22 protein-coding genes are annotated in these 24,679 nt (G+C 60.2%); 14 read left to right on the plus strand and 8 right to left on the minus strand.

Annotation, left to right across the window (positions count from 1 at the left end; translation table 11 throughout):
* Nucleotides 1-48: 48 nt before the first annotated feature.
* Nucleotides 49-1,026, minus strand: a complete 978-nt coding sequence (locus tag ACP7C6_RS16345) for a dipeptidase (protein ID WP_005792153.1) — start codon at nt 1,024-1,026, stop codon at nt 49-51.
* A gap of 219 nt (nt 1,027-1,245) precedes the next feature.
* On the opposite strand from ACP7C6_RS16345, the gene ACP7C6_RS16350 reads away from it, so the two are divergent.
* The gene (locus tag ACP7C6_RS16350; protein WP_016977792.1) at nt 1,246-1,647 is read left to right on the plus strand and encodes a lysozyme inhibitor LprI family protein; all 402 of its coding nucleotides are present in this window, start codon (nt 1,246-1,248) and stop codon (nt 1,645-1,647) included.
* 3 nt (nt 1,648-1,650) lie between these two features.
* Here the strand turns inward: ACP7C6_RS16350 and ACP7C6_RS16355 are convergent, their stop codons facing one another.
* Nucleotides 1,651-2,889 (minus strand): type II toxin-antitoxin system HipA family toxin, encoded by a 1,239-nt coding sequence (locus ACP7C6_RS16355; RefSeq protein ID WP_426108995.1) that lies wholly within the window; start codon nt 2,887-2,889, stop codon nt 1,651-1,653.
* Complete coding sequence (locus ACP7C6_RS16360; RefSeq protein WP_236317498.1) at nt 2,886-3,182, minus strand: helix-turn-helix domain-containing protein; 297 nt, start codon at nt 3,180-3,182, stop codon at nt 2,886-2,888. Before ACP7C6_RS16360 ends, ACP7C6_RS16355 begins: the two co-directional genes overlap by 4 nt.
* 217 nt (nt 3,183-3,399) lie before the next feature.
* On the opposite strand from ACP7C6_RS16360, the gene ACP7C6_RS16365 reads away from it, so the two are divergent.
* The gene (locus ACP7C6_RS16365) at nt 3,400-3,816 is read left to right on the plus strand and encodes a DUF3010 family protein (protein WP_305383181.1); all 417 of its coding nucleotides are present in this window, start codon (nt 3,400-3,402) and stop codon (nt 3,814-3,816) included.
* A 124-nt stretch (nt 3,817-3,940) separates the two neighbouring features.
* Here the strand turns inward: ACP7C6_RS16365 and ACP7C6_RS16370 are convergent, their stop codons facing one another.
* Nucleotides 3,941-5,119 (minus strand): AAA family ATPase, encoded by a 1,179-nt coding sequence (locus ACP7C6_RS16370; RefSeq protein ID WP_028618232.1) that lies wholly within the window; start codon nt 5,117-5,119, stop codon nt 3,941-3,943.
* A 68-nt stretch (nt 5,120-5,187) separates the two neighbouring features.
* Nucleotides 5,188-6,132 carry a GlxA family transcriptional regulator gene (locus tag ACP7C6_RS16375; protein WP_028618233.1) on the minus strand — a complete coding sequence of 315 codons (945 nt, stop codon included), beginning with the start codon at nt 6,130-6,132 and terminating at the stop codon, nt 5,188-5,190.
* Between the two features lie 193 nt (nt 6,133-6,325).
* Between ACP7C6_RS16375 and ACP7C6_RS16380 the strand changes: the two genes are divergently transcribed.
* From ACP7C6_RS16380 to ACP7C6_RS16405, 6 genes are all read left to right on the plus strand, one after another.
* Nucleotides 6,326-7,270 (plus strand): choline ABC transporter substrate-binding protein, encoded by a 945-nt coding sequence (locus tag ACP7C6_RS16380; protein ID WP_028618234.1) that lies wholly within the window; start codon nt 6,326-6,328, stop codon nt 7,268-7,270.
* Between the two features lie 73 nt (nt 7,271-7,343).
* Entirely contained in the window at nt 7,344-8,231 is an 888-nt protein-coding gene (locus ACP7C6_RS16385) for a 3-keto-5-aminohexanoate cleavage protein (protein WP_010207113.1), read from the plus strand.
* Between the two features lie 144 nt (nt 8,232-8,375).
* Nucleotides 8,376-9,341, plus strand: coding sequence for an L-carnitine dehydrogenase (locus ACP7C6_RS16390; RefSeq protein WP_426108996.1), 966 nt, complete (start codon nt 8,376-8,378; stop codon nt 9,339-9,341).
* 13 nt (nt 9,342-9,354) lie between these two features.
* Nucleotides 9,355-9,831, plus strand: a complete 477-nt coding sequence (locus tag ACP7C6_RS16395; RefSeq protein WP_028618236.1) for a thioesterase family protein — start codon at nt 9,355-9,357, stop codon at nt 9,829-9,831.
* Between the two features lie 27 nt (nt 9,832-9,858).
* Nucleotides 9,859-11,019 (plus strand): gamma-butyrobetaine dioxygenase, encoded by a 1,161-nt coding sequence (locus ACP7C6_RS16400; protein ID WP_305383182.1) that lies wholly within the window; start codon nt 9,859-9,861, stop codon nt 11,017-11,019.
* Between the two features lie 294 nt (nt 11,020-11,313).
* Complete coding sequence (locus ACP7C6_RS16405) at nt 11,314-11,577, plus strand: hypothetical protein (RefSeq protein ID WP_028618238.1); 264 nt, start codon at nt 11,314-11,316, stop codon at nt 11,575-11,577.
* 143 nt (nt 11,578-11,720) lie between these two features.
* On the opposite strand, the gene ACP7C6_RS16410 is transcribed toward ACP7C6_RS16405, so the two are convergent.
* A complete protein-coding gene (locus ACP7C6_RS16410) occupies nt 11,721-12,824 on the minus strand; it encodes a GlxA family transcriptional regulator (RefSeq protein ID WP_005792167.1) in 1,104 nt (367 codons plus the stop codon).
* A gap of 534 nt (nt 12,825-13,358) precedes the next feature.
* On the minus strand, nt 13,359-14,735 hold the full coding sequence (locus ACP7C6_RS16415; RefSeq protein WP_068931607.1) for an L-serine ammonia-lyase: 1,377 nt from the start codon (nt 14,733-14,735) through the stop codon (nt 13,359-13,361).
* 415 nt (nt 14,736-15,150) lie between these two features.
* On the opposite strand from ACP7C6_RS16415, the gene ACP7C6_RS16420 reads away from it, so the two are divergent.
* The 3 genes from ACP7C6_RS16420 (at nt 15,151) to choV (ending at nt 18,185) form a co-directional block, all read left to right on the plus strand.
* Nucleotides 15,151-16,098, plus strand: a complete 948-nt coding sequence (locus tag ACP7C6_RS16420) for a choline ABC transporter substrate-binding protein (RefSeq protein ID WP_028618240.1) — start codon at nt 15,151-15,153, stop codon at nt 16,096-16,098.
* Between the two features lie 66 nt (nt 16,099-16,164).
* On the plus strand, nt 16,165-17,010 hold the full coding sequence (choW, locus tag ACP7C6_RS16425) for a choline ABC transporter permease subunit (RefSeq protein WP_016972877.1): 846 nt from the start codon (nt 16,165-16,167) through the stop codon (nt 17,008-17,010).
* The gene (gene choV, locus ACP7C6_RS16430; RefSeq protein WP_028618241.1) at nt 17,007-18,185 is read left to right on the plus strand and encodes a choline ABC transporter ATP-binding protein; all 1,179 of its coding nucleotides are present in this window, start codon (nt 17,007-17,009) and stop codon (nt 18,183-18,185) included. The genes choW and choV overlap by 4 nt, the downstream gene beginning before the upstream one ends.
* Before the next feature lie 162 nt (nt 18,186-18,347).
* Here the strand turns inward: choV and ACP7C6_RS16435 are convergent, their stop codons facing one another.
* Nucleotides 18,348-20,282 carry a BCCT family transporter gene (locus ACP7C6_RS16435; protein ID WP_426109117.1) on the minus strand — a complete coding sequence of 645 codons (1,935 nt, stop codon included), beginning with the start codon at nt 20,280-20,282 and terminating at the stop codon, nt 18,348-18,350.
* 379 nt (nt 20,283-20,661) lie between these two features.
* On the opposite strand from ACP7C6_RS16435, the gene betI reads away from it, so the two are divergent.
* The 3 genes from betI (at nt 20,662) to betA (ending at nt 24,671) form a co-directional block, all read left to right on the plus strand.
* Nucleotides 20,662-21,255 carry a transcriptional regulator BetI gene (gene betI, locus ACP7C6_RS16440; protein ID WP_028618243.1) on the plus strand — a complete coding sequence of 198 codons (594 nt, stop codon included), beginning with the start codon at nt 20,662-20,664 and terminating at the stop codon, nt 21,253-21,255.
* 110 nt (nt 21,256-21,365) lie between these two features.
* The gene (betB, locus tag ACP7C6_RS16445; RefSeq protein WP_311893629.1) at nt 21,366-22,838 is read left to right on the plus strand and encodes a betaine-aldehyde dehydrogenase; all 1,473 of its coding nucleotides are present in this window, start codon (nt 21,366-21,368) and stop codon (nt 22,836-22,838) included.
* Nucleotides 22,839-22,967: 129 nt separating this feature from the next.
* On the plus strand, nt 22,968-24,671 hold the full coding sequence (betA, locus tag ACP7C6_RS16450) for a choline dehydrogenase (protein WP_028618245.1): 1,704 nt from the start codon (nt 22,968-22,970) through the stop codon (nt 24,669-24,671).
* Nucleotides 24,672-24,679 lie beyond the last annotated feature (8 nt).

Consider the following 24,679-nt stretch of genomic DNA (forward strand, 5'->3'; position numbering starts at 1 on the left):
ATGCCCCCGGCGCGAACGGCCGGGGGGAAAAGATGCGTTGGCGGTGGCTTATTCGCCCCAGACGTCTTTCAAGACGTTGACCCAGTTTTCGCCCATGATCTTGCGTACCACGCGCTCGGGGTGGCCGCGTTTGAGCAGGGTCTCGGTGAGGTTGGGGAACTCGCCCACGGTGCGGATGCCCAGCGGGTTGATGATCTTGCCGAAGCTAGTCAGGCGGCGGGCGTAGCCCTTGTCATGGGTCAGCATTTCGAAGAAATCCTGGCCATGGCCCTGGGTGAAGTCGGTGCCGATGCCGATGGCGTCTTCGCCGACGATATTCATGGTGTATTCGATGGCTTCGGCATAGTCGTCGATGGTCGAATCGATGCCCTTGGCCAGGAACGGCGCGAACATGGTCACGCCGACAAAACCACCGTGGTCGGCGATGAACTTCAGCTCTTCATCGGACTTGTTGCGCGGGTGCTCTTTAAGGCCGGACGGCAGGCAGTGGGAGTAGCACACAGGCTTTTTCGATTCGAGGATGACTTCTTCGGAAGTCTTGGAGCCGACGTGGGACAAGTCGCACATGATGCCGACGCGGTTCATCTCAGCAACGATTTCACGGCCGAAACCCGACAGGCCGCCATCACGCTCGTAGCAACCGGTGCCGACCAGGTTCTGGGTGTTGTAGCACATCTGCACCACACCGACGCCGAGCTGCTTGAAGATCTCGACATAGCCGAGCTGGTCTTCAAAGGCATGGGCGTTCTGGAAGCCGAAGATGATGCCGGTCTTGCCTTGTTCCTTGGCACGGCGGATGTCGGCGGTGGTTTTCACCGGGATCACCAGGTCGCTGTTTTCACGGATCAGGGTCTGGCTGGCCACGATATTGTTGATGGTGGCCTGGAACCCTTCCCACACCGACACGGTGCAGTTAGCGGCAGTGAGACCGCCTTTGCGCATGTCCTCGAACAGGTCGCGGTTCCACTTGGCAATAATCAGCCCGTCGATAACGATGCTGTCGGCGTGCAATTCGGCTGGGCTCATCAGGCGTCCCCTTATTGGCAATTCATGCGCCGAATCGTCTGCCGGCGCTTTGGGGCCAGCATATGCCCAGGGGCCGACAGAGCCGGGTGCAAAAACGACAGGGGAATTGCCGAAAGCGTCAATCCACGACAAAGGCTGGTATGAGAGGTCTGACTGGCGGCTGTTCTTTGTCTTACGCTTGAGCCAGAATTCCCGCATCACCTGATATGAGACGGCGCAATGAAATCGATTTTCCTGGCTTTGGCACTCATCGCAACCGGCGTCCACGCGGCCGAAGACACCGACAGCACGCCGTGCGATGGCATCGAAAACGACAAGCAAACCCTGGAATGCGCCTCCTATAACAAAACCACCGCCGAGCAATTGCTCAAGGATAACTATCAGGGCCTGCTGGAACGCATGGCTTCGACCTACGGCAGCGACAAGACCAAGCTGGCGGACATTACCGCTCGTCTGAAGGATGCCCAGCAGAAGTGGGAAAAGTTACGCGATGCCGACTGCGCCGTGGACACCTTCCCGGCGGTGAACGGCACCAAGGCGTATGCGATTGCGCAGAATGATTGCCTGGCACGAATGAGCGATGAGCGGTCGGAGTTTTTGGAGTCGATCGGGCAGGAGTGACCGCTAAAACGCCTTCCTTATCGAGTTGAAGGCTATCTGCAGGTGATCACGCTGGGCTTTGTCGATATTGAGGTCAGCGCAATGCTGGTTCCACTGCGATAGGGCCTCCAACGTCTGCTCGATGTAGAGGTCAGGCTCAAGAAAGCTGAAGGGCGCACAGACCTTCTTGATTACCGTGCGTGATGGCTGACCTGCACCTGCAAAAGCGCTGGTGTGCTCATTCCCCCGACCGCTGGTATTGGCAAACGTCAGGTCGTAGGCCGGCGCCATCTGCCAGCCTGCCGATGAGCCAAAGAACGAAAAGTTTTTTGCATGATCGTCACGGTTGTGGGCCAGCGCGTTGAACACCATCAGTCGAGCCATTTTTTCTACATCCCTGGCGTTTTTGGTGATGGTGAAGGTCAGGCGCAACAGGTCACCATAATCCAGGCTCGGCATACGGAAGTCGGCATACAGAATCGCCGCGGCGGTGAGCATATGTCGCTTTGTAAGACCCACGCGATCAAAGCGCCGTGTGACGAAAAACCGCTCTATTGCGGTAGCTGTCTCTATCTCAAGTAACGCTGAGTCGGAGATTTCGACCCCCGCCATACGGGCCGTCATGGCGTAGGCCTGTTCGATAGCGCCACTGTCACGATGCTCTTCCTGGCTACGGAATTTGATCAACCAGTGTTCGTAACCTTCCGGCATCTCACCAAATGAAGAGATAGCTTGCGTCTTGTCGGATGAAAGCCCAATGACTGCCTTAGGACGTGCCCCCCCGGGGGAGCCACCCGCGAGGCGCAGTGATTCAATCACCTCTTTCGCTCCACCGGACAGCACCTCCTGTGAAGCCTGGTAAAGGGAAGCCAGGTCAAGTTCGTGCTGCTCTGTCCCCTTTTCGAACGCCGGTTTGTATTCCAGCGCCCCCATACCCCGATTTCCCATATAGCCGAGCCGGTCCAATGGGCCGATCGCACGGCGCTCAATGCCCAATTGCGTGCGAAAGAAACGGTCCATCAACAAGAGCCCCCAGCCATCGGGCAGCGAATTGCTGAACACCCCTTGCAGGCCACCAAACATCAGTGTGTCTGCCGCCAACTGAGGCGCGGAAGAAAAGTCCATGTACAACGGCGCCAGGTTGAAACCGTTAGCCAGCCAACTCGGATCATACGAAAAGTAAATGCCTCGGCCAGGCGCATCTACCAGCTCTCCCACTCGCGAACCCTGCAACATCACGTGCAGTGCAGAAACTTTTTTCATCGACGTCCTCGAAGCCTGGTTTGGCTTTTTAGTTCCTGAAGACTGAGTGGCGGCGGTGCACTGAACAAATTCGCCATTTGCTCCCCTACTCCCAGACTCATCGCGATCAGTAACAAAGCATCCAGTGACACCTTGCCGGTCGTTTCAAACCGCTTGAGTGTGGATTCAGCCACTCCGGACTGGGCTGCCAAGGCTCGGCGAGAAAGGTTTTTGCTCAGCCGCAGAGCCTTGGCATTACCGGCGATCTGCAAGGCAATCTCGCCAGGGGCGTAGAGAACATGAGTAAGGGCCATGGTTCGACCTCGAATGAGTGTTGCCAAGTGTAGCAGGCACGAAATAATCAGATTAAACAATGGATACCAGGTTATCCAATAAACGATAAAAAATCCTATAACGGACAATATATAGCCCTTTATATCAAAAAGTCCTTAACCTGATTTGCAGTCTCTTTGACCCCCATCGAAAGGTAAGCGACCATCTGCGCCATCTCACCTCCTTCAAGGCCAAACCATGAAAACCTGCGGCATCGAAATCAAAGGCAGCGAAGCCATCATCGCCGTCACCTCCCTGGACAACCAGGCGCTGAGCCACGTTGCCCTGGCCACCAAAAAGATCGCCCTCGACGATGATGACGAGGCCGCCAACGTCAAAGCCTTCGCGGCCCAGGTGAAGGCGTTCGTGCAGGAAAACGCTGTCGAGCGTATCGCGATCAAGAAGCGCAGCAAGAAAGGCGAGTTCGCCGGTGGCCCGACGACGTTCAAGATTGAAGGGGTGTTTCAGTTGCTGGAGGGAGTTGAGGTGACGCTGCTGTCGCCGCAGACCATCAATGCACAGAATAAGAAACACAACTTTGATCTACCGGCGACGCTGAACAAGTATCAGCATGAGGCGTACAAGGCGGCATGTTCAGCGCTGGTCAAGAAATAAGCCACACTGCAGATCCAGTGTGGGAGCGGGCTTGCTCGCGAAGGCGGTGTGTCAGTATCAGAAGTGCTGACTGACACGCCGCCTTCGTAAGCAAGCCCGCTCCCACATTTGATCTCTGTGTTCTTCAGGCAGCTGCACGGCGCCGGTGCTGCAGCCAATCCCCGAAGGATTTGTCCTCCAGGGCATAACCCCCCCGGCTCGACTTCCATACCAGCTCTTTATCGCGCAGGGCATCGATACAGGCCTGAATGGTCTGCGTGCCTGGCACCACGTCGCTGCCCATGTCTTCCAAGGCCTTGCTGACGGCCGTGATGGTGCTGTCGGTAAACGGCGCGAACGGTTCGTTGTTCTGTGAGCGCTCCACCATCACTTCCAGCACCGCACGCTGGGGAATGGTGAGGGCGTTCCAGGCACTTTCGAACTCGGTCCAAACGCCGGCGCGCAGCAGTTCGGCGCGACTGTGCAGCAGTTGGCCCAGATTGCTCGCCTCCCCCAGTTCCAACGCCACTTCACCAATGATGGTGCGCAACATTTCCGGGCGATGGCCCACCAGCTCAAACGCTTCATCGATGTCGGCAGCATTGAACTGGTTGGTCTTGGCCAGAAGGCCGTTGAGGTACACGGTGTAGGCCTGTGTGAATGCTTTGCCCAGCAGTGGAAATGGCGTGATGCTGGACCCGAAGAACGGCTGGCTTTTACCTAATACCAGGTGGGCAAGCTTGTCGCGATTGGACCCCGTGAACACCAGGCGCAACCCGCTGCCCTCGCCTTCACGGCCTTGGTTGAGCTGGTCCCGTGCGGCCTTGAGGGCAAACATCGCATTAACACCGGCTTCGGTGGTGAGCGCGTGTTGCGCTTCGTCGATCACCAGCACGACGGTTTTCTCGGCAGCGCTGTGAAGCAACTCCAGCGCTTGCGTCAGTGTCGCGCCAGCAGGCAATTGCGGCTTGGTGAAATCCCAGGACAAGGTGCGCAGGAAGCTGAGCTTTTCAATGCCGATATTCTTGGCCAGCTTGCGGATGCCCTTTTCAAAGGGCACCAGGGCACCGGCGATGGCACTGGAGATCAGGTCGGCGGGGTCTTTTTCTTTGTCCGCCCATAGATCGACATACACAGCCAGCCAACCACGCGCCTGGCATTGCGGAACAAGGTCCTCACGCAAAAAAGTACTTTTGCCCGTGCGACGCGGCGCCGCGAGAAACAAGCCAGAGGTGAAATCCTGAATACCGGCGCCCACCAGGCCATCGGCAATGCTGCTTGCCAGGTCGGGGCGGCGGAACACGAAGCCGCTGTTCTTGGACATGCTTTTATACCCAATTATGGAAAGGACTATAAATTATAGTCGTGAGTATAATTGACTATAATCAGCCGTCAAACGACCTCCCGTCGCCGATCTTCCCTTGGGCATTTCGCAAACCGTGCCCGATAACTCCGCGTGAAATACGACGGCGACTCAAACCCGCAGGCAATGCTCACTTCCAGCACACTCATACCGCTTTGACGTAAGAGCTGCCGGGCTTTCTCCAGGCGCAGGCCGAGGTAGAAGTTGCTCGGGGTGTCATTCAAATGCAGGCGAAACAGCCGCTCCAGCTGGCGCCGGGTGACCTTGATCGCCTCAGCCAGGGCCAATGTGCTCAGGGGCGGCTCAGTGTGCTGCTCCATCTCGCCGATCACCTGCACCAGCTTCTTGTTGTTGATGCCGTAGCGCGTGGCGATCTGCATGCGCTGGTGGTCTTTGCGTGGACGGATGCGGCCGAGCACGAATTGCTCGGAGACCTGGATCGCCAGTTCGGGGCCGTGGGCCTGGGCGATCAGGTCGAGCATCAGGTCGATGGACGCTGTGCCGCCAGCGCAGGTGATGCGACGGCGGTCGATCTCGAACAGCTCCTGGGTCACGGTGAGCTGTGGATAAGATTCCTTGAAGGCGTCGATGGCCTCCCAGTGCAGGGTCAATCGGTGGCCGTCGAGCAGGCCCGCTTCGGCGAGGACGCAGGCGCCGGTGTCAATGGCGCCGAGGGTCACGCCATCATGGTCGAGACGGCGCAACCAGTGTTCCAACGCGGGGGTGGCGAATTGCAGCGGTTCGAAGCCGGCCACCACCAGCAAGGTCGCGCCTTTCTTCAGCGGCTCCAACGCGGCATCGGCGTTGACCGACATGCCATTGCTCGCCAGCACCGCGCCGCCATCGGCACTCAACACATGCCAGCGGTACAACTCGCCACGAAAGCGATTAGCCACCCGCAGCGGTTCCAGCGCGGAGATAAAGCCGATGGCCGAGAAGCCCGGCATCAGCAGAAAGTAGAAATCCTGGGACATGGTGGCGCTCTCGTAGGACGGGCAGCGTGGCACTGTGATACTCCCGTTCTCGGGTGGATTCAAGGGGGCAGGTCGCTGCAGTGCAAGAGCTGGTCGCCGCCGTGCGTTTTGTCGCCCCAAAAGCTACGTAACTTGGCTCCACGGTGCACAAAGACACCGGCCCCCACAATAACGACCTGCCGAGGGATCCACCATGAACCGACTGATCAGCCGCTGTGTGCTTGCACTCAGCGCCAGCGCCATCTTGAGCACCAACGTACTGGCTGCCGACGCGGCATCCTGCCAGAACGTGCGCATGGGCGTGGTGAACTGGACCGACGTAATCGCCACCAGCGCCATGACTCAAGTGTTGCTCGACGGCCTCGGCTACAAGACCAAGCAGACCAGCGCCTCCCAGCAAATCATCTTCGCCGGCATCCGCGACCAGCGCCTGGACTTGTTCCTGGGTTACTGGAACCCGCTGATGACCCAGACCATCACGCCGTTCGTCGACGCCAAGCAAGTCAAAGTCCTCGACAAGCCCAGCCTGGAAGACGCGCGCGCCACCCTCGCCGTGCCGACTTACCTGGCGGACAAGGGCCTGAAAACCTTCGCTGACATCGCCAAGTTCGAGAAAGAACTGGGCGGCAAGATCTACGGCATCGAGCCAGGCTCGGGCGCCAACACCCAAATCAAGGCGATGATCGCCAAGAACCAGTTCGGCCTGGGCAAGTTCCAGCTGGTGGAATCCAGTGAAGCCGGCATGCTCGCCGCCGTCGACCGGGCGGTGCGCCGCAAGGAAGCCGTGGTGTTCTTCGGCTGGGCGCCGCACCCGATGAACGTCAACGTCGCCATGACCTACCTCACCGGCAGCGACGACGCCCTGGGCCCGAACGAAGGCATGGCCACCGTCTGGAGCGTCACCGCGCCGAACTACGCCGAGCAATGCCCGAACGTGCACAAACTGCTGACCAACCTGACCTTCACCGCCGCCGACGAGAGCCGGATGATGCAGCCGCTGCTGGATCACAAGGACGCCATCGAGTCCGCCAAGCAGTGGCTCAAGGATCACCCGCAAGACCAGGCGCGCTGGCTAGAAGGGGTGACGACCTTCGACGGTAAGCCGGCCGCGGCCAACCTGCAACTGACCAGCAAATAACTTTTTCTGAACCACCGTTTCGCAGCTCAACCGGGCTGCGAACGGCACCACCACGCCTGTAAGGAACCGCCTAATGAACCACGACGTCATCATCACCTGCGCACTCACCGGTGCTGGCGACACGACCAGCCGCAGCCCACACGTGCCGGTCACCCCCAAACAAATCGCCGCCGCCGCCGTGGAAGCTGCCAAGGCCGGCGCCACCGTTGTGCACTGCCATGTGCGCGACCCTGAAACCGGCAAGTTCAGCCGCGACGTCGCCCTGTACCGCGAAGTGATGGAGCGCATCCGTGAGGCCGACATCGACATCATCGTCAACCTCACCGCCGGCATGGGCGGCGACCTGGAGATCGGCGGCGGCGAGAACCCGATGGCGTTCGGCCCCAACACCGACCTGGTCGGCCCGTTGACCCGCCTGGCTCACGTGGAAGAGTTGCTGCCAGAAATCTGCACCCTGGACTGCGGCACGCTGAACTTTGGCGATGGCGACACTATTTACGTCTCCACCCCGGCGCAACTGCGGGCCGGCGCCAAGCGCATCCAGGAACTGGGCGTGAAGGCCGAGCTGGAGATCTTCGACACCGGCCACCTATGGTTCGCCAAGCAGATGATCAAGGAAGGCCTGCTCGACGACCCGCTGTTCCAACTGTGCCTGGGCATCCCATGGGGCGCGCCGGCGGACACCACCACCATGAAAGCCATGGTCGACAACCTGCCCGCCGACGCGGTGTGGGCCGGCTTCGGCATCGGCCGTATGCAAATGCCGATGGCGGCGCAAGCGGTGCTGCTGGGCGGCAACGTGCGGGTCGGCCTGGAAGACAACCTGTGGCTGGACAAAGGCGTGCTCGCCACCAACGGCCAGTTGGTGGAACGGGCGAGCGAAATCCTCAGCCGCCTGGGTGCACGGGTCATGACCCCGGCCGAAGGTCGCGTGAAGATGGGCCTCACCAAACGCGGCTAACCCTCTGCCGAAACGCATCAAGAATGTGGGAGCGGGCTTGCTCGCGAATGCGGTGAATCAGCACCGAATGCATCAACTGACACACTCATTCGCGAGCAAGCCCGCTCCCACAAGAAATCACCGAACTCCTCAGGAATGTGGCCCATGAGCTTTATTACAGAAATCAAAACCTTCGCCGCCCTCGGCAGCGGTGTCATCGGCAGCGGCTGGGTCTCCCGTGCCCTGGCCCACGGCCTGGATGTGGTCGCCTGGGACCCGGCGCCCGGTGCCGAAGCCGCACTGCGCAAACGTGTCGCCAACGCCTGGGGCGCCCTGGAAAAACAAGGCCTGGCGCCGGGTGCGTCTCAGGACCGCCTGCGCTTTGTCGCCACCATTGAAGAGTGTGTGAAAGACGCCGACTTCATCCAGGAAAGCGCCCCGGAACGCCTGGAACTGAAACTCGACCTGCACAGCAAGATCAGTGCTGCGGCCAAGCCGAATGCGTTGATTGGGTCGAGCACCTCCGGCCTGTTGCCGAGCGAGTTCTACGAGGGCTCGACCCACCCTGAGCGGTGCGTGGTCGGCCATCCGTTCAACCCGGTTTACCTGCTGCCACTTGTGGAAGTGGTCGGCGGCAAGAACACCGCGCCGGAAGCCGTTCAAGCCGCGATCAAGGTGTACGAATCCCTCGGCATGCGACCCCTGCATGTGCGCAAGGAGGTCCCAGGCTTTATCGCTGACCGTCTGCTCGAAGCGCTGTGGCGTGAAGCCCTGCATCTGGTCAATGACGGCGTGGCCACCACCGGCGAAATCGACGACGCGATCCGCTTTGGCGCGGGCTTGCGCTGGTCGTTCATGGGTACCTTCTTGACCTACACCCTGGCCGGCGGCGACGCCGGCATGCGCCACTTCATGGCGCAGTTCGGCCCGGCGCTGCAATTGCCGTGGACCTACCTGCCGGCGCCGGAGCTGACCGACAAGTTGATCGACGATGTAGTCGACGGCACCAGCGATCAACTGGGCAAACACAGCATTTCGGCGCTGGAGCGCTATCGTGATGACTGCCTGCTGGCGGTGCTGAAGGCGGTGAAAACCACCAAGGCCAAGCACGGCATGACCTTCGCCGAATAACGGAACCCCTGACATGCCCGCACTCACCACCTACACCACCCAGGTCCACCCCGACTGGGTGGACTACAACGGCCATCTGCGCGACGCGTTCTACCTGCTGATCTTCAGCTACGCCACCGACGCGCTGATGGACACCCTGGGCCTGGACAGCGAAAACCGCGAAGCCAGCGGCCATTCACTGTTCACCCTGGAGCTGCACCTCAACTACCTGCACGAAGTGAAACTCGGTGCCGACGTGGAGGTGCATACCCAACTGATCGCCTTTGATGCCAAGCGCCTGCACCTCTATCACAGCCTGCATTTAGTGGGCGATGAAAAGGAGCTGGCGGGCAACGAGCAGATGCTACTGCACGTTGATCTGACGGGCCCGAATTCGGCGCCGTTCACCGAGGCCACATTGGAAAAACTCACGGCTATCAGTGCGGAGCAGGCCGACCTGCCGCGCCCCGCACTGCTTGGCCGAGTGATTGGACTGCCGCTGAAAAAATAGCCACCCAAAAAACAATAAGGAGCCACCATGCAAACTGCCGCCGCTGTTGCCGATTTCCGTACTTACCCGAAGATTTGCGACATCGCGGACGTCAGGGTGCTGGAGGATCAAATCCTTGTGCAGTGGGTGGATGGACGGGTCAGCCCGTTTCATCATCTATGGCTGCGGGATAACTGCCCGTGCACGGAATGCGTGTACAGCGTGACCCGTGAGCAGGTGCTGGAGATTGTCGACGTGGATGCCAATCTCAGTGCGGCCTCTGCATGCATTGATCAAGGCAATCTGAGCCTGGAATGGAGCGGCGGGCACCGCAGCCAATACGATCCCGGCTGGCTGCGGGCCCATGCCTACGACGATGAATCCCGTGCCGAACGCCGTGCGGCAAAGCCCCATTCGCAGCTGTGGGACAGTCGCTTCCAACTGCCGGCGTTCGAATACAAGGCCGTCATGGAAGACCCGAACGCGCTACTGCAATGGTTGCTGGCGCTGCGCGATTCAGGCCTGACGCAAATCCGGGGCGTCCCAACCGAGCCCGGCTCCCTGGCGCTGATCGCCAAGCGCATATCCTTTATCCGCGAGAGCAACTTCGGCGTGCTGTTCAATGTGCAATCCAAGGCCGATGCCGACAGCAATGCCTACACCGCTTTCAACCTGCCCTTGCACACTGATCTGCCCACGCGGGAGCTGCAACCGGGCCTGCAATTCCTGCATTGCCTGGTGAACGATGCCAGCGGTGGCGAGAGCATTTTTGTCGATGGGTTTGCCATCGCCCATGCGTTGCGCACAGAAGACCCAGAAGCGTTTCGCGCACTGTGTGAAATACCCGTGGAGTTTCGCAACAAGGACCGTCACAGCGACTATCGCCGCCTGGCGCCGATCATTGCGCTGGATGCCCTGGGGGAGGTGGCGGAGATTCGCATGGCCAACTTTCTGCGCGGGCCGTTCGAGGCCAGTGTGGAACAGATGCCCTTGCTGTATCGGGCCTACCGGCGGTTTATTGCAATGACGCGGGAGGACCGTTTTCGGCTGGTCAAGCGCCTGAACCCGGGCGAGTTGTGGTGCTTCGACAACCGCCGCACCTTGCATGCACGCAATGCTTTTGATCCCACTTCGGGGGCGCGGCACTTCCAGGGATGCTATATCGACCGGGATGAATTGCTCTCGCGCATCCTGGTGTTGCAGCGCTAGTCCGTGCCGGCGATGGCGTCCGTGTAATCAGCACAAATCCCAGGCAAAAAAAGCCCCGATCCAGCCGTGACTGAATCGGGGCAGAGTGCCTTGTGTGAGCGTGACATCCTGAGGGTGACCAAACCTTCAAGCTGAGTGCCTGAGTTCAGTGTGCCCATTAATGCGTTCGGTAAACGGCCCGAAAACGACATGCTCATAGCCATCTGAGGCATTCGTGCAATCGGCCCTTGCCGACCGCTTGGGTGGCTACCAGAATCCAGTTCAAGCCCCGTTCCCTTTACCAGGATAAACGTCATGATGCATGCGGATTTGATTGACCAGGATGACCTGCTGGGCCAACTGCGCTCACTGGGTTTCGAAGTGTCCAGTGGCGCCACCGCCGAACAGGCCTGCGAGTGCGCCGTACGCGGTTTGAGCCCGGCGCGGGCCAAGGCCCTGAAGGGCATGGTTGAGCAGATGTATACCGGCAGCGCGACGATTCTGCCGGCCGTGAGGCAGGCGATCGACAAGCAGCTGTTGCCGGCATTGGTGCAGTTCAAACAGAACTCCGGCGCCTGATAAATCGTTGTGGTGAGCGGGCTTGCCCCGCGCTGGGCTGCGCAGCGGCCCTAAAATCTTGGGAGCGCTTCGCACTCCAGCGCGGGGCAAGCCCGCTCACCACAGTAAGCCCGCTCACCACAACAGAACGTTCACCAAAAGGTCTAGAGCCTTACGCTGGCGAACGTCGATTCGTTTCTGGCCTGACTCAACGCCGACATCGGCCCCGACAACGGTGACAACACCAGTGCCTGCGGAATTGGCATCATCGCCACTTGCTGGGTGGTGTTGGAACCCACACGCTCATCCCGTGGCGGAATGCCGAAGTATTCGCGGTAGCACTTGGAGAAATGCGGTGTGGAGACAAACCCGCACACCGACGCCACTTCGATGATCGACATCGGCGTTTGCTTGAGCAACTGCCGTGCACGGATCAGGCGCAGCTTGAGGTAGTAACGCGACGGCGAACAATGCAGGTATTTCTGGAACAGGCGCTCCAACTGGCGACGCGACACGGCGACGTACACCGCCAGTTCGTCCAGGTCGATCGGCTCTTCCAGGTTGGCTTCCATCAGCGCGACGATTTCCTGCAGCTTCGGCTGGTTGGTGCCGAGCATGTGCTTGAGCGGCACACGCTGGTGATCCTGTTCGTTGCGGATGCGTTCGTACACGAACATCTCGGAGATCGCGGCCGACAGTTCACGGCCGTGGTCGCGGCTGATCAGGTGCAGCATCATGTCCAGTGGTGCGGTGCCGCCGGAGCTGGTGAAGCGGTTGCGGTCGAGGGTGAACAGGCGTGTGCTCATGGCCACGCGGGGGAAGGCTTCCTGCATCGAGGCCAGGCATTCCCAGTGCACGCTGCAATCAAAGCCATCGAGCAAACCGGCGCAGGCCAAGGCCCAACTGCCGGTGCACACCGCGCCGAGGCGACGGGACTGACGCGCCTGGCTTTGCAGCCACGACACATGCTCACGGGTAACGGTGCGCTGGATGCCCACGCCGCCGCACACGATCACGGTGTCCAGGGCCGGGGCTTTGTGCATGGAAGCATCGGGGGTGATTTGCAGACCGTCGCTGGCCCACACCTGGTTTCCGTCGACGCTCAAGGTCGTCCAGCGATACAGCTCGCGGCCGGAAAGCTGGTTGGCCATGCGCAGGGGTTCGACTGCGGAGGCCAGGGAAATCAGCGTGAAATTGTCCAGCAGCAAAAAGCCGATGGATTGAGGCGCACGGTTCTGGGGTTGGGCCCCGGAGTTGAACGACGTCATCGCGGTATCTCCTCACACAAAGCGGGTGATGGCCTCAGGCCAGGCTCTTGTTATTGCGCTCTTCATCCAGCGAGGAGAGAGGCTTTGAATTGATAGAGCAAATGCCATGCCTAAAATTGAATGGCCATCCAATAACTCCTAAAAACGACCTGATGACGCGTCTAGATAAGCCCGCGCCGCGAGTACGGATATAGCTGAAATCAGCCGTAGGAATGAGTCTGCCCACGGGGCGTGAGCAGATCGGTAGCACTTGTGGGAAGGCGCTTTGCGGGTGTGGGAAAAGTCTGTCACCCCAAGCACGGGTGACAGCGGGTCGGGCGGGAAATCGTTCGGTAGCTACTTATCTGTTTGCGACGCGCTAAAAGGTGGCGCTTTTGCATCCGGGTGTTCACTTGTGGTGAGCGGGCTTGCCCCGCGCTGGGTGGCGAAGCCGCCCTAAAATCAGGCGACTCGGTATTAACTGACACTATGTGGTGCCTTTATTGGGGCGGCTTCGCCACCCAGCGCGGGACAAGCCCGCTCACTACAAAACCATCAACATTCGACCGCACTCACCGCCAACCCACCCCGCGATGTCTCTTTGTATTTGTCATGCATATCCGCCCCGGTATCGCGCATGGTGCGAATCACCCGGTCCAGAGAGATAAAGTGCTGGCCATCGCCACGCAGCGCCATTTGCGCCGCGTTGATCGCCTTCACTGCCGCAATTGCATTGCGCTCGATGCACGGCACTTGCACCAGCCCACCCACCGGGTCGCAGGTAAGGCCCAAGTTATGTTCCAAGCCGATTTCGGCGGCGTTGCACAGCTGTTCCGGCGTGGCGCCAAGAATCTCGGCCAAACCAGCAGCCGCCATCGCGCAGGCCGACCCCACTTCACCCTGGCAACCGACTTCGGCACCGGAGATCGAGGCGTTCTTCTTGCACAGGATCCCCACCGCCGCCGCACCCAGCAGGTAGTCGACCACATTGGCTTCGGTGACTTCCTCGCTGAACTTCATGAAGTAGTGCAACACCGCCGGGATAATCCCCGCCGCGCCGTTGGTGGGTGCGGTGACCATGCGTCCACCGGCGGCGTTTTCCTCGTTGACTGCCAGGGCGAACAGGTTGACCCATTCCATGGCGCTCAAGGTCGAACCGATCACGTTCGGCTTACCCAACTCTTGCAGGCTGCGATGCAACTTGGCGGCGCGGCGGCGCACGTTCAGGCCGCCAGGCAGGATGCCTTCGTGCTTGAGGCCCTGCTCCACGCAATCCTGCATGGCGCGCCAGAGTTTCATCAGGCCGCTGCGAATTTCTTCTTCGGAGCGCCAGGTTTTTTCGTTAGCCAGCATCAACTCCGCGACGCGCAGGTTGTGGGTCTTGCACAACTGCAGCAGCTCCACCGCGCTGGAAAAGTCGTAAGGCAACTCGGTACGGTCCATATCGGCCACGCCGCTTTGCGCCTGGGCTTCATCCACTACAAAACCGCCGCCTACTGAATAGTAGGTATCGCGGTGCAGTTCACCCTTGTCACCGAACACCACCAGTGTCATGGCGTTGGGGTGGAACGGCAGGTTTTCGTCGAGCAGGCGCATGTCCCGCGCCCACACGAAGGGCACCGGCAGGTGCCCGTCCAGCAGCAACGTGTCGGTCTCGCGCAGGGTGTGAATGCGCAGGCCGATTTGCGACGGATCGATCGCGTCCGGCCATTCGCCCATCAGGCCCATGATGGTCGCGGTATCGCTGCCGTGGCCGATGCCGGTGGCGGACAAGGAGCCGTAGAGCTGAACTTCGACGCGCCGCACTTGTTCCAACAGTTCACGTTCACGCAAGCCTTGAACGAACAACGCCGCGGCGCGCATGGGGCCGACGGTGTGAGAACTCGAAGGCCCGATGCCGATCTTGAACAGGTCGAAAACACTGATAGCCATTAACGTGGAACTCCGCAGGTGAACAGGCCGGACACCAACGAGCTGCTACGCTCAGATCGCCCAGATGGCGGCATCATCAAGCTTTTACTTGCCGTCACGGCGTCTCACACCGACGCACTCATGCTCACAAGCGTCGCTACCGTGCGATCACCTGTTTTGGCCGTTTTTAGCGGTGCAGATGGGCAAAACCTGCAGTTTTGCCGCTGGAAAAATCTGTAAGCGACGTCACCGACACTGGATACGACCATCCCTGTACTGGATACGACGCCCCCTGTAGGCGTCAGATTTTCACTGGTACATGATCAGTCTCGACTCGTTTGCAAGGCACCGTGCCAGAGCTGTTGTCGCACGCACCAACCGCAACACTTATAAAGCGCGGCGAATGCCGCCAGAAAAAACACAGGAGTCTACCCAGATGAAAGGTTCACCCTCGTTGTTGTTGGCCGCCATGCTGAGTCTGCCAGTCATGGCGCACGCCGCAGAACCGGCACAATGTCAGACCGTCAACTTCTCCGATGTCGGCTGGACCGACATCACCGTCACCACCGCGACCACCAGCGAGATCCTCAAGGGCCTGGGCTACAAGCCGCGCACCACGATGATTTCGGTACCAGTGACCTACAAGTCCCTGGCCGACGGCAAGAACATGGACATCTTCCTCGGCAACTGGATGCCGACCATGGAAAACGACATCAAGCAGTACCGTGATGCCGGCACCGTGGAAACCGTGCGCGCCAACCTGGAGAACGCCAAGTACACCCTGGCCGTCCCGGAAGCGCTGTACAACAAGGGCCTCAAGGACTTCGCCGACATCGCCAAATTCAAGGATGAGCTCGGCGGCAAGATCTACGGCATCGAGCCGGGCAATGACGGCAACCGCACCATCCAGACCCTGATCGACAAAGACGCCTTCGGCCTGAAAACCGCCGGCTTCAAAGTCGTCGAATCCAGCGAAGCCGGCATGCTCTCCCAGGTCGAACGCGCCACCAAGCGCGACCAGGCCATCGTGTTCCTCGGCTGGGAACCGCACCCGATGAACACCCGCTTCAAGATGAAGTACCTGACCGGCGGGGACGACTCGTTCGGCCCCAACTACGGCCAGGCCACCATCTACACCAACACCCGCAAGGGCTACACCGAGGAATGCAGCAACGTGGGCCAGTTGCTGAAAAACCTGGTGTTCACCCTGAACATGGAAAGCACCCTGATGGGTAACGTCCTGGACGACAAACAAAAGCCTGACGCCGCCGCCAAGGCCTGGCTGAAAGCCAACCCACAAGTCCTCGACACCTGGCTCGCCGGTGTCACTACCGTAGATGGCAAACCAGGACTCGACGCCGTTAAAGCCTACCTCGCCAAGTAATGTTGTCCCCGGGGCGGTGCGCTGCCCCGGGATGTTTTCCCTCTTCGCATGTGGACATTCACTACCATGCTGACTGAACAGAAAATCCCACTAGGCCAGTACATCGCTGCCTTCGTCGAATGGTTGACCCAACACGGCGCCAACTACTTCGACGCAATCGCATCGACCCTGGAAACGATGATCCACGGCGTGACGTTCGCGCTGACCTGGTTCAATCCGCTGGCATTGATCGGTCTGATTGCGCTGCTGGCTCACTTTATCCAACGTAAATGGGGACTGACTGTTTTTGTCATCGCCTCCTTCCTGCTGATCCTCAACCTGGGGTACTGGCAGGAAACCATGGAAACCCTCGCGCAGGTGTTGTTCGCCACCCTGGTCTGCGTGGTCATCGGTGTGCCGCTGGGCATTGTTGCCGCGCACAAACCGTTGTTCTACACCATGATGCGGCCGGTGCTCGATCTGATGCAGACCGTACCGACCTTCGTCTACCTCATCCCTACCCTGACCCTCTTCGGGCTGGGTGTGGTGCCTGGGCTGATTTCCACGGTGGTGTTCGCGATTGCCGCGCCGATCCGTCTGACCTACCTGGGTATCCGTGATGTACCGCAAGAGTTGATGGACGCCGGCAAGGCCTTTGGCTGCTCGCGCCGTCAGTTGCTCTCGCGCATTGAACTGCCCCACGCCATGCCGAGCATTGCCGCCGGCATTACCCAATGCATCATGCTGTCGTTGTCGATGGTGGTGATCGCGGCCCTGGTGGGCGCCGACGGCCTCGGCAAACCCGTGGTCAACGCACTCAACACCGCCGACATCGCCCTGGGCTTTGAAGCCGGTCTGGCGATCGTGCTGCTGGCCATCATGCTCGACCGCATCTGCAAACAACCCGACGCTAAAGTAGGGGGTGATGCATGAGCATTATCCGATTCGACAAAGTCGACGTGATCTTCTCCAAAGACCCACGTGAAGCGCTCAAGCTGCTGGATCAGGGCATGAGCCGTAATGAGATCCTGAAAAAGACCGGGCAGATTGTCGGCGTTGAAAAAGCCAGCCTGGATATCGAGAAAGGCGAGATCTGCGTGCTGATGGGCCTGTCGGGCTCCGGCAAATCCAGCTTGTTGCGCTGCATCAATGGCCTCAACACCGTCAGCCGTGGGCAACTGTTTGTGGAACATGAAGGTCGCCAGATCGACATCGCGTCCTGCACACCTGCCGAGCTGAAAATGATGCGCACCAAACGCATCGCCATGGTGTTCCAGAAATTCGCCCTGATGCCTTGGCTGACGGTGCGCGAGAACATCAGCTTCGGCCTGGAAATGCAGGGCCGTCCGGAGAAAGACCGGCGCAAGCTGGTGGACGAAAAGCTCGAACTGGTAGGCCTGACCCAATGGCGCAACAAGAAGCCGGACGAACTCTCCGGCGGCATGCAACAGCGCGTCGGCCTGGCCCGCGCGTTGGCAATGGACGCCGACATCCTGCTGATGGACGAACCCTTCTCCGCCCTCGACCCGCTGATCCGCCAAGGCCTTCAGGACGAGTTGCTGGAGCTGCAACGCAAGCTGAGCAAGACCATCGTGTTCGTGAGCCACGACCTCGACGAGGCGCTCAAACTGGGCAGCCGCATCGCGATCATGAAAGACGGCAAGATCATCCAGTACAGCGTGCCGGAAGAGATCGTGCTGAACCCAGCGGACGACTATGTGCGCACCTTCGTCGCGCATACCAACCCGCTGAACGTGCTGTGCGGGCGCAGCCTGATGCGCACACTGGACAACTGCAAGCGCGTCAACGGTTCGGTGTGCCTGGACCCGGGCGGCGACTCGTGGCTGGACCTGGCCGAAGGCAACACCATCAAGGGTGCCCGTCAGAATGGCGCGGTGATGAATTTGCAGAACTGGGCACCGGGGCAAGCGGTGGAAGGTTTGGGCCGAGTGCCGACGCTGGTGGACTCGAACATCGGCATGCGCGATGCGTTGCAGATTCGCTATCACACCGGGAACAAGCTGGTGTTGCATGACAACAACCAGGTAGTGGGGATCTTGGGCGACAGCGAGCTTTACCATGCCCTGCTGGGCAAGAACCTCGGCTGACAGATACCGCAAAAGCAATTGAAGAAACTATGTGGGAGCTGGCTTGCCTGCGATAGCGGTGGTGAATTCACTACCGCTATCGCAGGCAAGCCAGCTCCCACAGTTGATCCCATTCCAACATTGGAACAGTGGTGTCAGTGAAGACACCACCTAGCTCACGTATCAGCTATAGACACGGCCAAGGAGCTGCCGATGGCTTTCAAACTGATCGAGCACGTCCCGGGTGATCTGTTCCTGGGCGAAGCCCATCAGGTCGTATTCCTGAGGTCCGTTGTGCAGGTAGACCTCGGCGCGGTAGTAACGCGTACGCTCTTCCTCGGGCAGGTCGCTCGGTGCCGACGAGTAAGCATCCAGGCTCACTTCGTAGACAAACGGGTTGCCCTCTTCCATCTCGATGCGCACACCGATGCAGCGCTTGGATTTACCCAGCAGTGTCTGCACCTCCAGCCCCTGTTCACGCAAGGCCGTCGCCGCTTCTTCCAACGCTGGGGTGACGTGCTTGTCCATAAAGCGTTGCACGGTGCCTTGGCTCGGCTGCAGGTCCAGCGCGGTCAAACGCTCGCTGAAACCACGGCGGCCACGCTCAGCCAGTTGCGCCTGCTCCTGTTCGATGGCCACATCCTGGCGCATGGCTTTGTGCAAGCCGAACATAAAGAAGATCAACACCACCGAGAACGGCAGCCCGGCCAGCACCACCATGGTCTGCATGGCTTCGAAGTTGCCGGCGAACAACAGACCGATGGTCACCAGGGTGATCACCGCCGACCAGAAGATCCGCAACCAGTGCGGCGCATCTTCGTCCACGTTGCCGCCTTTGCACGACAGGTTGGCCATCATCACCGCGCCGGAATCCGCCGGGGTCAGGAACAGCACGAAGCCTACGAAAATCGACACACCGATGACGATTTTCGACGCAGGGTAATGCTCAAGCACTTGATAGATGGCCATGGACGGCTGTTCCAGCGCGGTCTTGCCCAACGCCACCGCACCGTGGTTCAGCACGAGGTCCAAAGCCGAGTTGCCGAAGATCGACAGCCACGCCAGGGTAAAGCCCAGCGGGATCAGCAGCACGCCGGCCACCAGTTCACGCACCGTGCGTCCACGGGAAATACGCGCGATGAACATGCCCACGAATGGCGCCCAGGAAATCCACCACGCCCAGTAGAACAGGGTCCACAGGCCCATCCAGCGCTCGGTCTTGTCGGCGTCGCCTTCGTACACATAGAGGTCGAAGGTTTTCAGGATGATGCCGTTGAGGTAGTCACCGGTGTTCTGCACCAAGCCGTTGAGCAAGTGCAGGGTCGGGCCGAACAGCAGCACGAAGATCAGCAGGCCGCTGAACAGCACGATGTTGAGGTTGGACAGGCGGCGGATGCCGTTCTCCACGCCCGACACGGCGGCGATGGTCGCCACGGTGCTCATCACGATGATCACAATCAGCAGGTTGGTGTTGCTGTGTTCCATGCCGAACAGGTTTTCCAGCCCGGACGACACCTGCATCGAACCAATCCCCAGGTTCGTCACCAGGCCCAGCAGCGTCACGAACATGCCGAAACCGTCCACCGCGTGGCCGGCCGCGCCTTTCACCCAACGCTCGCCCACCAGCGGGTACAGCGCCGAACGCAAGGCCAGCGGCTGGTTATGGCGATACGCGAAGTACGCCACGGCCAGGCCGACCAGGGCGTAGATCGCCCAGCCGTGCAAGCCCCAGTGCAGGAAGGTCAATTGCAGCGCCTGGCGTGCGGCGCCATTGCTGGCGGCAGCGCCTTCGGGCGGGTTGAAGTAGTGGTCCAGCGGCTCGGAAGCGCCGAAGTACAGCAGCGAAATGCCGATGCCCGACGAGAACAACATGCCGGCCCAGGCGCCGTAGCTGAAGTCCGGGGTGTCGTCCTTGCTGCCCAGTTTCAATTTGCCGTAGGAGGAAAACGCCAGGCCGACCACAAACACCAAGTAGGCGGCGATGACCACCATGTAGTACCAGCCAAAGCTTTTCGACAGCCACGCCTGGGCGACACCGAGCATGCGCCCAGCCTCCTGCGGGGCGATGATCAGGATGGCAGTCAACAACAGAATCAACGCGGTGGAGGTGTAGAACACCCAACCGTTGACCCGCACCTTTTCTGGCGGGGTCTTTATAAGAGAGGCAGAACTCATGGCGCAGATGCTCCGGGCAGTGCGAGAGAGAAACACAAGGCAACGGTTATCCCGGGACATCGATTTTTCGGCAGTCGACGGACGGGTGTTATAAAGACACCCCTTAAATCCCTGCACCCCATGAGCGCAGTGCCCAGGGACGTTTCAGGGGTTTAACCAGGTGCCAGATGTCGTGACTACATGTAGGAAATACCTGTAGGACGCGACCATTTGTCGCAGATCTTATTCTTTGTTGATTGAACGTTCAATCAAAACAAAATAGACTGGCCCTCAAGCCGACGGACGTTGATCGCCCATCGGCAGGCCTAAGGAGAGGTGCTACATGCCCAAGGTCGGTATGCAACCCATACGCCGCCAGCAGTTGATCGAAGCCACGCTAACGGCCATCGATCAGGTCGGAATGGGAGATGCCAGCATTGCGCTGATCGCCCGTTTGGCCGGCGTCTCGAACGGCATCATCAGTCACTACTTTCAGGACAAGAACGGCCTGATCGCCGCGACGATGCGGTACTTGATGAATGTGCTGATCGAGAACGTCCACGAACGCAGGCTCGCACTGAAGGATGACAGCCCACGGGCGCACCTTCAGGTGATCATCGAGGGCAACTTCGATGCCAGCCAGGTCAACGGCCCGGCAATGAAAACCTGGCTGGCCTTCTGGGCCACCAGCATGCACCACCCGTCATTGCACAGGTTGCAGCGGATCAACGATCAACGTCTGTATTCCAACCTGTGCTGCCAGTTCCGCCGAGTGCTGCCGCTGCCGCACGCACGCAAAGCAGCCCGAGGCCTGGCGGCCCTGATCGACGGTTTGTGGTTGCGCGGCGCCCTGTCGGGAGACGCTTTCGACACGGCGCAGGCGCAACGGATCGCTTACGAATACATGGATTTCCAATTGGCCAAGCAGGTGAGTTAGAGCACACATAACCGCTCAACCCCTGAACTGCTGTTGATCAGTGTTGCCACACCCTTATGGCCCACTGTTCGGCGGTTAACGCCAACCACTTATGCACTTGCGAGGACTTTATGGCCCGTTTCGAACTGCAAAAACTCTACATTGACGGCGGCTACAGCGACGCTGGCAGCGATGCCACCTTCGAAGCCATCAACCCGGCTAACGGTGAAGTTCTCGCCCAAGTGCAACGCGCCACTAAAGAAGACGTTGAACGTGCCGTGGTCAGCGCCGAAAAAGGCCAGAAAATCTGGGCTGCCATGACCGCCATGGAACGTTCGCGCATCCTGCGTCGTGCCGTCGACATCCTGCGCGAGCGCAACGACGAACTGGCCGCCCTGGAAACCCTGGACACCGGTAAATCCTTCTCCGAAACCAAGTACGTCGACATCGTCACCGGCGCTGACGTGCTGGAATACTACGCAGGCCTGGTGCCAGCCATCGAAGGCGAGCAGATCCCACTGCGTGATACCTCGTTCGTCTACACCCGCCGTGAGCCGCTGGGCGTGGTTGCCGGTATCGGCGCGTGGAACTACCCGATCCAGATCGCCCTGTGGAAATCCGCACCGGCACTGGCCGCCGGTAACGCGATGATCTTCAAGCCGAGCGAAGTCACCTCGCTGACCACCCTGAAACTGGCCGAGATCTACACCGAAGCCGGCGTTCCGGCAGGCGTGTTCAACGTGCTGACCGGCAGCGGCCGTGAAGTCGGCACCTGGCTGACCGAACACCCGCGCATCGAGAAAGTCTCGTTCACCGGTGGCACCGACACCGGCAAGAAAGTCATGGCCAGCGCTTCCAGCTCTTCGCTCAAAGACGTGACCATGGAACTGGGCGGTAAGTCCCCGCTGATCATCTTCGATGACGCCGACCTCGACCGCGCCGCCGACACCGCGATGATGGCCAACTTCTACAGCTCCGGCCAGGTCTGCACCAACGGCACTCGCGTGTTCGTACCGAAGCACCTGCAAGCTGCGTTCGAAGCCAAGATCGTTGAGCGTGTCGCGCGCATTCGCGTTGGCAACCCGGAAGACGAAAACACCAACTTCGGTCCGCTGGTCAGCTTTGCCCACATGGAAAGCGTGTTGGGCTACATCGCCAAGGGCAAAGAGCAAGGCGCCCGCCTGCTGTGCGGTGGCGACCGCCTGACCGACGGCGAATTCGCCAAAGGCGCCTTCGTGGCCCCGACCGTGTTCACCGACTGCACCGACGACATGGTCATCGTGCGTGAAGAAATCTTCGGCCCAGTGATGAGCATCCTCACCTACGAAACCGAAGAAGAAGTGATCCGCCGCGCCAACGACACCGACTTCGGCCTGGCTGCTGGCCTGGTGACCAAAGACCTGAACCGCGCCCACCGCGTGATTCATCAGCTGGAAGCGGGTATCTGCTGGATCAACGCCTGGGGCGAGTCCGACGCGAAGATGCCGGTCGGTGGCTACAAGCAGTCGGGTGTTGGCCGTGAGAACGGCATCAGCTCGCTGAACAACTTCACCCGCATCAAATCGGTACAGGTTGAGTTGGGCGACTACGCCTCGGTGTTCTAACCGCGGCGCCGCCAATCGCCCGCAAGCGGGCTCCTACAAGGATTACGCATGACCTGTAGGAGCTGGCTTGCCGGCGATCGAGGGCAACGCCCTCGCCTGACCTGACCAACTTCAAAGAGGGTGCATCCAATGTCCCAAGAATACGATTACATCATTGTGGGGGCCGGCTCCGCCGGTAACACCCTGGCGACCCGTCTGACCGAAGACGAAGGCGTCACCGTCCTGCTGCTGGAAGCCGGCGGCCCGGACTACCGTCTCGACTTCCGTACCCAGATGCCAGCCGCCCTGGCCTTCCCACTGCAAGGCCGCCGCTACAACTGGGCGTACGAGACCGATCCAGAGCCACACATGGACGGCCGTCGCATGGAGTGCGGTCGCGGCAAGGGCCTCGGCGGCTCTTCGCTGATCAACGGCATGTGCTACATCCGTGGCAACGCCATGGATTACGACAACTGGGCGAAATTGCCAGGCCTGGAAAACTGGACCTACCTCGACTGCCTGCCCTATTTCCGCAAGGCCGAAACCCGCGACATCGGCCCGAACGACTGGCACGGTGGCGATGGCCCGGTCAGCGTGACCACGCCGAAAGCCGGCAATAACCCACTGTTCCACGCCATGGTCGAAGCCGGCGTGCAGGCCGGTTACCCGCGTACCGAAGACTTGAACGGCTACCAGCAAGAAGGCTTCGGCCCGATGGACCGTACCGTCACGCCGAACGGCCGTCGCGCCAGCACCGCACGCGGTTACCTGGATACCGCCAAGAAGCGCTCCACGCTGACCATCGTCACCCACGCCCTTACCGACAAGGTGTTGTTCGAAGGCAAGCGTGCCGTTGGCGTGCGTTACCTGATCGGCGCTGCCGAAGAGCGCGTTGAAGCCCGTGCGCGCAAAGAAGTGCTGGTGTGCAGCGGCGCAATCGCTTCGCCGCAGCTGCTGCAACGCTCCGGTGTCGGTCCGGCCAAGCTGCTGGAAAGCCTGGACATCCCGGTAGTACACGACCTGCCAGGCGTCGGCGAAAACCTGCAGGACCACCTTGAGCTATACCTGCAATATGCGTGCACTCAGCCCGTGTCGCTGTACCCGTCGCTGCTCTGGTACAACCAGCCGGCGATCGGCGCCGAGTGGCTGTTCAACGGCACCGGCATTGGCGCCAGCAACCAGTTCGAAGCGGGCGGTTTCATCCGTACCCGTGAAGAATTTGAATGGCCGAACATCCAGTACCACTTCCTGCCGGTGGCGATTAACTACAACGGCAGCAACGGTGTGAAAGAGCACGGTTTCCAGGCGCACATGGGCTCCATGCGTTCCCCAAGCCGTGGTCGCGTGCAATTGAAGTCGAAGAACCCACGGGACTACCCGAGCATCCTCTTCAACTACATGGCCACCGAGCAGGACTGGCAGGAATTCCGCGACGGCATCCGCCTGACCCGTGAAATCATGCAGCAGCCGGCACTCGACCAGTACCGTGGCCGCGAGATCAGCCCCGGCATTGACGTGCAAACCGATGAGCAGCTCGACAAGTTCATCCGCGAGCACGCCGAGACTGCGTTCCACCCGTCCTGCTCGTGCAAGATGGGCACCGATGAGATGGCCGTAGTAGACGGCGAAGGCCGCGTGCATGGCATGCAGGGCCTACGCGTTGTGGATGCGTCGATCATGCCGATCATCACCACCGGTAACCTGAACGCGCCGACGATCATGATCGCCGAGAAAATCGCCGACAAGATCCGTGGCCGCCAGCCGCTGCCGCGCAGCACCGCCGACTACTACGTGGCGGGCGATGCGCCAGTGCGTGGCAAGCCGATGCGTGAAGTGGGCCCTTCGGCGCAATAACGCTGAAC

It is taken from the genome of Pseudomonas sp. TWR1-1-4, assembly GCF_049897165.1.
Lineage (GTDB): Bacteria > Pseudomonadota > Gammaproteobacteria > Pseudomonadales > Pseudomonadaceae > Aquipseudomonas > Aquipseudomonas canadensis.